Origin of the sequence: Thiomicrorhabdus cannonii, assembly GCF_013391695.1 — a bacterium.
Taxonomy (GTDB): domain Bacteria; phylum Pseudomonadota; class Gammaproteobacteria; order Thiomicrospirales; family Thiomicrospiraceae; genus Thiomicrorhabdus; species Thiomicrorhabdus cannonii.
The window spans coordinates 61,816-73,313 of record NZ_JACBGH010000007.1 but is presented as its reverse complement, the minus strand read 5'-3'; the positions used below and the strand labels follow the sequence as shown (position 1 = coordinate 73,313).

Annotated in this window: 9 protein-coding genes; 5 read left to right on the top strand and 4 right to left on the bottom strand. The window is 56.9% G+C overall.

The window, feature by feature from the left end:
- Positions 1-31: 31 nt before the first annotated feature.
- The 3 genes from HZ297_RS08815 to HZ297_RS08805 form a co-directional block, all read right to left on the bottom strand.
- A complete protein-coding gene (locus HZ297_RS08815; protein WP_178862889.1) occupies positions 32-1,981 on the bottom strand; it encodes a TonB-dependent receptor plug domain-containing protein in 1,950 nt (649 codons plus the stop codon).
- A gap of 201 nt (positions 1,982-2,182) precedes the next feature.
- Entirely contained in the window at positions 2,183-3,583 is a 1,401-nt protein-coding gene (locus tag HZ297_RS08810; protein WP_246261817.1) for an MBL fold metallo-hydrolase, read from the bottom strand.
- An 86-nt stretch (positions 3,584-3,669) separates the two neighbouring features.
- Positions 3,670-4,068: a hypothetical protein gene (locus HZ297_RS08805; protein WP_178862887.1), complete on the bottom strand. Its 399-nt coding sequence runs from the start codon at positions 4,066-4,068 to the stop codon at positions 3,670-3,672.
- A 252-nt stretch (positions 4,069-4,320) separates the two neighbouring features.
- Between HZ297_RS08805 and hemW the strand changes: the two genes are divergently transcribed.
- Entirely contained in the window at positions 4,321-5,511 is a 1,191-nt protein-coding gene (hemW, locus tag HZ297_RS08800) for a radical SAM family heme chaperone HemW (protein WP_178862885.1), read from the top strand.
- A gap of 30 nt (positions 5,512-5,541) precedes the next feature.
- Positions 5,542-7,821: an AsmA family protein gene (locus HZ297_RS08795; RefSeq protein WP_178862883.1), complete on the top strand. Its 2,280-nt coding sequence runs from the start codon at positions 5,542-5,544 to the stop codon at positions 7,819-7,821.
- 174 nt (positions 7,822-7,995) lie between these two features.
- On the opposite strand, the gene trmB is transcribed toward HZ297_RS08795, so the two are convergent.
- Positions 7,996-8,727 (bottom strand): tRNA (guanosine(46)-N7)-methyltransferase TrmB, encoded by a 732-nt coding sequence (trmB, locus tag HZ297_RS08790; RefSeq protein ID WP_178862882.1) that lies wholly within the window; start codon positions 8,725-8,727, stop codon positions 7,996-7,998.
- Positions 8,728-8,890: 163 nt separating this feature from the next.
- Here trmB and mutY point away from each other — a divergent pair, with 163 nt between their 5' ends.
- From mutY to HZ297_RS08775, 3 genes are read left to right on the top strand one after another with little or no spacing between them, the layout of a single operon-like run.
- Entirely contained in the window at positions 8,891-9,952 is a 1,062-nt protein-coding gene (gene mutY, locus HZ297_RS08785) for an A/G-specific adenine glycosylase (protein ID WP_178862881.1), read from the top strand.
- Positions 9,936-10,205, top strand: coding sequence for an oxidative damage protection protein (locus tag HZ297_RS08780; RefSeq protein ID WP_178862880.1), 270 nt, complete (start codon positions 9,936-9,938; stop codon positions 10,203-10,205). The genes mutY and HZ297_RS08780 overlap by 17 nt, the downstream gene beginning before the upstream one ends.
- A 42-nt stretch (positions 10,206-10,247) precedes the next feature.
- Positions 10,248-11,453: an EAL and HDOD domain-containing protein gene (locus tag HZ297_RS08775; RefSeq protein ID WP_178862879.1), complete on the top strand. Its 1,206-nt coding sequence runs from the start codon at positions 10,248-10,250 to the stop codon at positions 11,451-11,453.
- The last annotated feature ends 45 nt before the right edge of the window (positions 11,454-11,498 follow it).

The following is an 11,498-nucleotide window of genomic DNA, read 5'->3' as shown; positions in this document are numbered from 1 at the left end:
TAGAGAGGCTTTATAAGGCGGGCGTACATGGTTAGTACCGCCATTCCAGTTGCAGGGTGACAAAGCGACCGTCCTGCGGCACCGCACTCATCGGGAAATCGGCCGAAACCGGCGCGCAACAACTGCTATCCAGCAGGTTGAAAGCCGAGAGTTGCGTTTGCAGCGATTTGGAAAACGCTTTGGTAAAGGTCAGGTTGAATAGGCTGGCGGGGGCGGTGGAGTCGCCGGTGCGTTGCTTGCGCTCGCTGATATATTGCCATTCCAGTGCGGGGAGTATGCCTGCGACGCGCGGTGCGCGCAGTTGCATTTTGTAAAGCGCTTCGGGAGCGTCGACACGGAAGTCGCTACCCTCTTCGGTGACGGTTTGCCAGGTGGCGCTGCCGCCCAGGCGCCAGCCAGTCATCCAGCTTTTGTGCCAGGTCAGCTGCACGCCGGTGGCGGTGACACTGTCGCTGTTCAGATGGATTTCCTGCGTGCTGCTCGCGGGGGTCATCAGTTCAATCAGGTCATCGGTCTGATAGTGGAAAGCACTGGCCACCCAGCGACCGTTGTCGGGGCTGTCGATCTCCCAGCTGAGGTCGTAGGAGTCGATATATTCGGGCTTGAGATTCCAGTTGGGCGATTGAAAACCGCTGGTTGGGTCTTCACTGCCATAGCGGATTTGGTAGTCGCTTGGCGTAATCCAGGCTTTGGCCCAGTTAAAGCGCAGGGTGTGGCCGTTGGCAGGGCGGTAGATCAGGCCAAAACGCGGACTGTTGAGGTGCTCGGCCTGCATGTCGCGGTCGTGGCGCAGTCCCAGAATCACCTCTGCCTGCGGGTGAAAGTGCCAGTGGTCCTCTATCCAAAAGGCGCCGGAAGCGGTTTGTCTGGCCGAGTCGATGACCGGTTGGACGGCACCGATTTCGCCGGTATAGAGCCATTGATAGTAGTTGTTTTGAAATTCAATGCCTGCCGACAGGGTGTGTTCCGGCGTCATTTTCCAGGTGCCGTGCAACTCCACGCCCCACCAGCTGCCTTCGGCGCCGCCGCGGTAGTTGACGTCGCTTGGGTAGGCGTAATTTCCGTCAAAACGGTAGTTGCCCCAGTGCAGGCGACTGGTGAGTTGGGTGTCGGCGTCGTCAATAAGGCGGTAACGCAGGTCGGCGAGTATCCAGCGGTCTTCATACCAGGTGTTGGGGTTGTTGAATTCGGTGTATTCCACCATGCTGGGCACTTGTTTGGTGCGGTCGCTGAACATGAAATTGGCAAGCCAGGGACCGTTTTCGTATTTGGCAAACAGCTGGTTGGCGATTTGCGCGTCGCTGTGCGCTACCCGGCCGCCGTGGTTGGGGTAGTTGCGTGCCATGCCCTGACTGTCGACCTTGGTGGCGGAGAGCATCAAGGAACCTTCGGCTAAGTCGGTAAAGACGGTGGCGCGCCCCTTGAAAAGTTCGCCGCTGCCCACGGCACCGGCCAGTTCGGCTTTATGTTGACTGGCGGCGGAGCGGGTAATGATATTGACGACACCCAAAAAAGCGTTATTGCCGTTAGCCGCGCCGCCCGGCCCGGGCACGAATTCGACGCGGTCGATGAGGGCGACGTCGATGGGAAACTCATAACCCGACAGGCCCACTTGATGGTAGATGTTGTCGTTGAAGCGGTGGCCGTCGATGGTGACTAAAATACGCGAGTTAAAGCTGCCGTTGCCGATCAGACCGCGTGCGCCTGCGTAGGTGTAAATATGGTCGTTGGCGGTATATAAACCGGGTAGGGCGTTGAAGATGTCGCTGAGGGTGCGGTAGCCGAAGGCGCGGATGTCGGTGGCGGTGAGGACGGTGATGGCGACCGGCTGGTGTAGCGGGTCCTTGACCAGCATGGAGCCGCTTTCCACCTCGGCTTGTGTGGAGCTGAGCACATCCAGCGGCATGTTAAGAAGATGATCAAGTGTTTCAGCCCCACCTGCCTGTAAAGGGTAGACGCCGGCACCGAGTAATAAGAGCATGCCAATACGTTTAAGGGGGTGAAGGTGATTACGCATATATGCCTAACAATAAGGTTGTCTTGTAGGCATGTTAATCAAATTTATCAGTGCGCTCAAGCCTTTTTTCAGGCTTAATTTAGATAGGTAAAAACCATAAAAAAATTATGAAAAAGTGAACAGGCCGGCTCAAAAGTGGTTAATTTCAACCCGGCCTGTTCAGTTTTAAACCCACACCTCTTCGGCGTATTCGACGATATGCACCGTTTTGTGGAGCCGATCTTCTATGGCTTGCTTGAAAATCTGCTGTTTGTCGAGCTCTCCATGCACCAGAAACACCTTGCCAAGCGTTTGGAACTGGCCCATCCAGTGCAGCATCTCCGCCTGATCGGCGTGGGCCGAGAAGCCGTTGATCATATGCATCTGCGCACGGACTTTGATCGGTTCGCGGTACAGGGTGATTTCATCGGCGCCGTCCACCAGTTTGCGCCCCAGCGTGCCTTCGGCCTGATAACCGACAAACAGCACGCTGTTGCGCTCGTTCCACAAGCGATGTTTGAAATGATGCAGGATGCGCCCGCCGTGGCACATGCCGCTGCCGGCAATAATAATGCAGCCGCTGTCGATATCGTTGATGCGCATCGATTCCTCCGCCGTGGAGGTGTAGTGCAGCGCCGGGAAGTCGAAAATCGAACCGTCTTTTTGCAGCATCTGCTGGGCGCTCTGGTTGAGCTCGCCGGCGTGCTGGTTATAAATTTGCGTGGCGCGGATCGCCATCGGCGAGTCCACAAAAATCTGGCACGGCGGCAGTTCCTTGGCGTAGTAGAGCTGTTTGAGCAGCAGCAGGATTTCCTGGGTGCGTTCGATGGCAAACGACGGGATCATCACATTGCCCTGACGGGCCAGGGTTGCTTGGATGGTATCGCGAAATTCCGCCACGCTGTCTTCCAGCGAGCGGTGGTTGCGGTCGCCGTAGGTCGATTCGATATAGAGCGCATCGGCCTTGGGCGGCGTCTGCGGGGCGGGCATCAGCAGGTCGCGGCGGTTGCCGAGGTCGCCGCTGAAGACCACGCTTTTGGACTGCCCCTCTTCGATAAAGTCGATTTTGACGCAGGCCGAGCCGAGAATATGCCCGGCGTTGTAAAAGGTGACGCTGACATCGCGGCCGATCGTAATCGTTTTGCCGTAGTCGGCATATTGAATGTTCAGGTCAAATACGGCGTGGGCATCGTCCAGATCGTACAACGGCGCCTTGACGCGCTTTTCGCTGCCGCGGCGCTGGGCTTTTTTGTAGGCGGTGGCGTAATCCTCTTGCATGATCTTGGCGCTGTCCATGAGCACCACTTCGGCCAGTTCCATGGTCGGGCGCGTGGCGATGAGGCGGCCGTCAAAGCCCTCCTTGACCAGTTTCGGCAGGCGGCCGCAATGATCCAGGTGGGCGTGGGTAAGAATCACCACGTCGATCTTTTTGGGGTCAAAGCCGAAGTCTTCCGCGCTGCGGTTTTCCTGCAGCCCTTGAAACAGACCGCAGTCGATGAGGATTTTCGGGCCGTGGCGCAGCGCGAGCAGATGGCAGGAACCGGTGACCGTTTGTGCGGCGCCGAAAGATTGAATGGGTGTCATCATAAAACCGTATCCTTTGGAGGCTTGAGAGGCTAATTTAGCACAGCCGTTGCCGGCCGGGGTTGATATGCCGCAACTCCAAGCCCGGATTATTGGTCGGTCAGCGTGACGGTGACGCCTTTATTGGTGATGAGATAGGCGCGTCCTATGCCGCTGTTGGCCATGGTGCCTTTGACCATATGCTGGCCGCGCACCACCGAGCCGACATGTACCTCGCGGCCGTCTTTGATGCAGTTGACCGGCTCGAGCGTGTATTCGTAACGCAGACGCTTGGGGTTGAGGAAGGCATGGCCGTTGGCGATGCAGCCGGCAGCCGCGCCTTCGACAATTTCAAAACGGACCGCCTGCGGGTTCTGCGGGCTGATGTGGCCCTGTACGCTGTTTAGAAGCACCGCGCGGGTTGCGACGGCATCGTTCTGGTCGGCCTGACTGATGTCGGCGCCGAAGGTCAAGCTAAACAGTAAAGGGGTGAAAACAAACGAACGCATACTCATTCCTCCATTGAATGCGGCTCATGAATGTGACCCTGAGCCGGGATGCGGGGCTTGCGGGGGCAGGCTCCAACGGTTTTTCACTGCGCCGGGGCGCAGGTTAAGCACTTTCAGTATGAACTTGAGCGTCGGCTAATATCAATAGAAACAAATATTTAATTTTATGATGCGCAATAAAATTGAGTGATGACTTGTGCGGAATGGACGGTTTGGCGGAATTGAAATTGGGGTAAAATAGGCGGCATTTCGATGCCGATACCCGGCCTGTTGAGTTTTTTCGAGACGATTTTTGTGAATTTCACCCAACCTATTCCGTTGAGCCTGTATGTCCATTATCCGTGGTGCGTGCAGAAATGCCCCTATTGCGATTTCAACTCACATACGCTGAAGCAATCGGTGGATGAGGCGGCCTATATCGACGCCCTGTTGCTCCAGCTGGAGCAGACCCTGCCGATGGTCTGGGGGCGGCCGATCCGCTCGATTTTCTTTGGCGGCGGCACGCCGAGTCTGGTTTCCGAGGCGGGATTGAAGCGCTTTATGTCGCAGGCGCGCGCGCTATTGGGTTTTGGCCCGGAGATCGAAGTGACGCTCGAGGCCAATCCGGGCACGGTGGACTTTGAAAAGTTCGCGATGTTCAGGGAGGCCGGCATCAACCGTCTGTCAATGGGCATTCAGAGTTTTGACGACGCCAAACTCAAGGCGCTGGGGCGCATTCACAGCAGCGACGAGGCGCGCCGCGCGATTGAGGCGGCACACAAAGCCGGCTTTGACAATTTCAACCTCGATCTGATGTTCGCCTTGCCGGAGCAGACCTTGGCGGAGGCGATTGCCGATATCGAAACCGCAATCGCCTTTGCGCCGCCGCATCTGTCGCACTATCAACTCACTTTGGAGCCGAACACGCCGTTTTACAAGCAGCCGCCGGTGCTGCCGGACGAAGACCTCGCGTGGGAGATGCAGCTGGCCTGCCAGAGCCGTCTGCGCGCCGCCGGTTATGGCCATTATGAGGTCTCCGCCTACGCCCGGCCCGGTCGCGAGTGCCGTCACAATCTGAATTACTGGCAGTTTGGCGATTACATCGGCCTGGGAGCGGGGGCGCACGGCAAAATCACCGTGCCGCCGGAAGGCAAAATCTGGCGCACGCAGATGCCGGCCTCGCCGGGCGGCTATATCGAGACCATGAAGAATCCGCAGCCGGGTCGTATGACGCAGGTTTCGGATGAGGACGCGGTGTTTGAGTTTATGTTGAACGCCTTGCGTCTGCAAAACGGTTTTGAACTGGATTTGTTTGCGTTGCGCACCGGCTTGCCTTTAAATACCTTGGATGCCGCGCTGCAAACGCTCATGCAAAACGCCTGGGCGACCGTGGAGAAGGGGCGCTTGCAGCTCACCGCACGCGGTCAGCAATATTTAAACGATGTGGTCGCGCTGTTTTTGTAGGCCGCTTATTTTTTTGATGGAATCACACTCATGCAGTCAAATCCCCATTCCGAAGCCCCTGTTGAACCGCGCACCGCTGAAACCGGGCAGCCGTGCGACAGCTGCCCGGCCGAGCGCCGCCGTCGCGTCGGCTGGAAGGCGTGGCTCAAACGCCTGGTGACCGTCGGGGCGATTATCCCCCTTCTGTTGCTGCTGGCGTTTGCCGGGGCGATCAGCGTCATCGACTTCAATCAGTACAAGCCGCAGATCGAGCAGGAGGTAACCCAGCGTACCGGCCATGAGCTGCGTATTCAGGGGGCGATTGAGGTGTCGGTATGGCCGTTTGCGTTCAGCATCGGTGAGGTGGCGCTGAAAAACCGCGCGGCGTTTGCCGAACAGTTCGGCCAGCCGGATTTGCTGTCGATCAAGCGCGTGCGTGTTGAGCTGTCGGTGTGGGAGCTGCTGTGGCACAAGCGCATGGTGGTAAAAGGGTTGGAGTTGGTGGAGCCGAGTTTGGTGCTGCTGCGGACGCAAACCGGCGACAACTGGCAGCGACTGGCGCAACTCAACGCCCCTTCTGATGTCGGCGCAGAGGCGGCGAGACGTTATGCAGCGGCCTCGCAAGACGATTTGCGGGCGTTTTTAGAGCAAATCGTACCTGTTGCGCTGCAGGCGCAAGCGGGTTCAGCGGAAGCGCTAGAACTGGGGGATGCGCAAAAACCGGCGATGCCGGAGGCCGAAACGCTCAGTGCGCCGCCGGCCGAGGCGCCGCTGCAGCAGGCGGACAGCACGGCGCTGCAGGACATGCCGTCACAAAATATGCCATCACAAGATGCGGTAACACTTTGGCATTTTGACAGCGTGGTGGTCAGAAACGGCCGTTTTGAATTGCAGGATGCGGTGGTCAATCAGCAGGCGGAAATCACCGAATGGAACCTGATGGCGTTTAATGTCAATCTGGGGCAGCCGTTTAAGGTGCGCACCGATTTCCACTACCGCAACCCGCTGGAGCAGCGCGATTATTCGTTTGATTTGTCGGCCGATCTGCATGTCGACAGCGGCTTTATGCGTTGGCAGGTCAGCGACTGGCAGGGCATGTTCACCCTGCGTCTGCCGGAGGAAAAGCAGGTGCCGGAGATGCGTCTGGTCACCGAGGGGGCGCGTTTTAGCCTGAACCTGCGTGAAGATCAGGTGCAGGTGGAAGCGATGCAGCTGGAGACCTTGGGGTCGCGTCTGCAGGCTTCGTTTTCCGGACATTACGGCGCGCATCCCAATCTGTATGGCGTGTTGGAGATGCAGGGCGTCAATCTGCCGAACTGGGCGCGCCATCTGGGCGTGGACTTCCCGCGGTTTGTCAATGCCCAGGCGCTGACCGAGATCAAGGGGCAGATCGACTGGGAGTTGAATGGCAATACCCTGGCATTGAACCGGATTGATATGGTGTGGGACCAATCCAGACTGCAGGGCAAATGGTCGCGCAAGGCCACTCAGCCGGTGCGTTACGGCTATGATCTGCAGATTGATCGGCTGAATCTGGACGATTATCTGGCCTATGTGCAACAGCGCGACGACCGGACGGCAGCGCCGTCGGAAACCTATCTGCCATTGGCGGTGCCGATTGCCACCTTGCGCGATTCGCAGGTGAAAGGGACGCTGACAATGGGGCATTTGCAGGTGGCCGGCTGGCGTTTTGAGGAGGTAAGCAGTCGTTTGCAGGCGGACAAGGGGATTGTGGCGCTGCTGCCGTTGCAGGCCAGGTTGGCCGGCGGCGAGGTGGAGTCGCGTTTTGAACTCGACGTCAACGGCGCGACACCGGCTTACCGCTGGCAGGGGGAGTTGAAGCAGGTGGCGCTGGAGACGTTGCTGCAAGCCGCGCAAGGCCAGTCATCATTGGAGGGTGCGCTCAACGCTTCGTTTGAGCTGGCTTCGCAAGGCAGTAATCAGGCGGCGATTCTGGCCAATCTGACGGGCAATGTGAGTTTGCAGGCCAGTAAAGGGCATATCCAAGGGGTGGATTTGGCGAAACTGCTGGCCGGCGGCATGCCCAAAGCGGGCGACAAGACGGCGTTTAATTCGATGATATTGCGTGGCAAAGTGGCGCAAGGCGTATTGGACAGTCAGCAGCTGCGCGTGTTGGCGCCGCTGTTTGAAGCCAATGGCAAATTGCGTTTGGATCTGAACAAAGGCCGCGTGGACAGCGAGTTGCAGGCCAAACTGAAAAACCTGCCCAAAGGACTGGAAGCCCTGTCAAACGTGCGTGTGCCGTTGCGTTATGCCGGCCCGGTGGAGCAGGCGCAATGGTCGGTGGATTTGCAGAAGTGGTTGCGTTGAATCCAGCCTGAAAAACTCAACAGGCCGGCTTAAGGGTGATTTGAACCACAGAGACACGGAGAGATTGAGAAAGGGGATGTTGCCAACCAGCTTTTCTTACCCAAAAAGCTCTGTGCCTCTGTGCCTCTGTGTCTCTGTGGTGAAATCTTTTTAGACCCGGCCTGTTGAGTTTTTTCAGCTGATTTTCTCAAAGATCAGATCCCAAACGCCGTGCCCTAGACGGTGGCCGCGCTGCTCGAATTTGGTCAGCGGGCGGTAGTCGGGGCGCGGCGTGTAGTGTCCGGGTGCCTGAGTGTTTTTGAAATCGGGCGCGGCGCTCATCACTTCCATCATGTGCTCGGCGTAGTTTTCCCAGTCGGTGGCCATATGGAAGTGGCCGCCGGTTTTGAGGTGTTCGGCCAGGGTTTTGACAAAGGCCGGCTGCACGATGCGGCGTTTATGGTGGCGCGTTTTGTGCCACGGGTCGGGGAAGAACAGATAGACCGCGCTCAGGCTGTTTTTGGGGATGCGTTTGGCGAGCACATCAATGGCGTCGTGGTTGAAGATGCGGATATTGGTCAGGCCTTTCTCTTCGATGAGTTTGAGCAGGGCGCCGACCCCCGGACGGTGGACTTCGATGCCGATATAGTTCTGTTCGGGATGCGCCTCGGCCATCGCCGCCAGGCTCGTGCCCATGCCGAAGCCGATCTCGACGATAGTGGGCGCGTCGCGTCCGAAAACGGCGTTGAAATCGAGCGGTTCGTTGCTCACCTCCAGGCCGAATGTGGGCCATTGACTGTCGATTGCCTGCTGTTGCGAGGCCGACAGGCGACCCTGGCGCAGCACAAAACTTTTAATGCGGCGGTGCAGGCTGTTCTGCGCGGATTCTGTCTGAGGGTTATTTTCGGTTTTTGTCGTTTCGCTCATGGGAATATGGCCAATTTTTACTATTCAAGATTTTACTATTCAGATCAAGGACAAAGGGGACAACGGGCGTACCCCGGAAATCGCAATAGTATAGCCTAAGTTGTGAATGGACGCTTTTTTTCAGGCCCTGCCTTGCGGGCGAGCAATATCGTGAACGGAGTTTATGCAAAATTTTTCTAAGGCGCTGTTAAGTTGGTTCGATGTGCATGGTCGCCATGATCTGCCGTGGCAGCAGGATAAAACGCCCTATCGCGTGTGGGTGTCGGAAATCATGCTGCAGCAGACGCAGGTGCAGACGGTGATTCCCTATTATGAGCGGTTTATGACGTCGTTTCCGACGCTGCAGGCGTTGGCCGAGGCGGACCAGGAAAGTGTGCTGGCGCATTGGGCCGGACTGGGGTATTACGCCCGTGGACGCAATTTGCACAAAGCGGCACAGACGATTCTGCAACAGCATCAAGGCGAATTTCCGAGCGATTTTGAGGCGATTGTCGCCCTGCCGGGAATCGGCCGTTCGACCGCGGGGGCGATTCTGTCGATTGCGCTGCAGCAGCGTTATCCGATTCTGGACGGTAATGTGAAACGCGTTTTAAGCCGCTATTTTGCGGTGGAAGGCTGGCCGGGCGAGAAAACGGTGGAGGCGCAGTTATGGTCGCAGGCGCAAATGCTGACACCGTTGGCGCGCTTTGACGATTATACGCAGGCGATTATGGATTTGGGGGCGACGCTGTGTACGCGCAGTAAGCCCAGGTGCGATGCTTGTCCGGTGGCGCACGGTTGTGCGGCGCTGGCACAGGGGCGCGTGGCCGAGTTCCCGTTTTCCAAGCCCAAGAAAACCTTGCCGGTACGTCGAGCCAGTTTTTTGATGATGCTGAATCAGCAGCGTCAGCTCTGGCTGACGCGTCGGCCTTCGCCGGGCATCTGGGGCGGCCTGTGGAGTTTGCCGCAGTTCGAATCCCGAGAAGATTTAATCGCTGCCTTAAATCCTTCAATGCAAACAACCGAGGATAGTCCGGCGAGTTTGGTAAAATGGGAGGAATTTCGTCACACCTTCAGCCATTATCATCTGCAAATCGAGCCGCACCGGCTGGATAGGGTGCAGGAAGCGCCGGCAGAATGGCAAGGGCAGTGGCATGATTTGGACAAGGCAGCACAACTGGGGCTGCCGGCGCCGGTCAAAAAACTCGTGGAACAATTGGAGAAAGAAGATGGCCAGAATGGTTAAGTGCGTAAAGATGGGCGAAGAGTTGGAAGGCTTGGATTTTCCGCCGTTTCCGGGGGAGCTGGGCAAAAAGGTGTTTGAAAGCGTCTCCAAGGAAGCCTGGAAACAGTGGCTGGCGCAGCAGACCATCCTGATTAACGAGTATCGTCTGTCGAGTCTGGATCCCAAGGCGCGTACCTTTTTGCAGGAAGAGATGCAGAAGTTCCTCTTCAACGACGAAGATATTGATATGCCGGAAGAGTTTAAGGCCATTTAAGTGCGTTAAGTCTTTCAGTTGCGTCAGATAAAAAGCCGGGACATGAATAAGTTGGTTGATGTTTTTGTCGGTCGCCAGCCCATACTGGACAGGGAGATGAACCTGTTCGCCTATGAGCTGCTGTTCCGCGGCAACAGCGAGGATAACCGGGCGCTGGTTGTCGGCGGTGACAGCGCCTCGGCGCAGGTCATGCTCAGTGCGTTTGGCGATATCGGCTTGCCGGAGGTGGTGGGCGACCGTCGTGCGTTTATCAACTTTACCGAAGGCTTGTTGAATCCTGAGTATGAAGCGTTTTTTCCGCGCAGGCATATCGTCATCGAGGTGCTGGAGAGCGTTGAAGTCACGCCGCATCTGATTGCCTCGCTGCAGCATTTGAAGCAGAAAGGCTTTGTGATTGCACTGGATGATTACGTGTTTAATCCGGCGCTCGAGGTGCTGGAGGATTACGCCGATATCATCAAGGTCGACATTCTTGAGGTCGGCCCCAAGCCGTTGATTGAGCATACTGCCAAACTGCGCGCCAAGGGCATCAAATTGTTGGCCGAGAAGGTGGAAACCAAAGAGCAGTTTGAATACTGCAAGAAACTCGGATTCGATTATTTTCAAGGCTACTTTTTCGCCAAACCTAACATTGTGCAAGGCAAACGTCTGCCGGCCAACAAGCTGGCGATTCTGGAACTGCTGTCACGGGTCTATGACCCCGATATCGACCTGCGCAGACTCTCCGAACTGATTAGCCGGGATCTGACCATGAGTCAGAAATTGCTGCGTTTTGTCTCTTCCAACCTGCGCATGCAGCGCGAAATCAGCTCGATTCACGATGCCGTGCTGCAGTTCGGTTTGCAGCGCCTGAAGAGCTGGACCAGTATGCTGGTGATTTCGGGAGTGGATGACAAGCCGCTTGAACTGTTTAAAACGGCGTTGATCCGCGCCAAGTTCTGCGAGCTGGTGGGGGCGAGATTGCGTGAAACGTCGGTGGATACCTATTTTACCGTCGGTTTGTTTTCGAGTCTGGATGCGGTGATGGATGTCGAGATGAAATCGCTGCTCGACAAGATGAATTTGTGTCAGGAGGTTAAGCTGGCGTTGCTTGAGCGGCGCGGTAAGCTCGGTGTGGTTCTCGACGCGGTCTGCGGCCTTGAGAAAGGGGCGACCGATTTCGCGCTTCCAAACGGGGTGAGCGGCAAGGAGTTGTCGACCCTCTATTTGCAGGCGATGCGCTTTGCTGAAGAGGCCAAGCTGTTCTAACATCTGGTTTCAAGCTAAAAAAGCCCCGGAGTTCGGGGCTTTTTT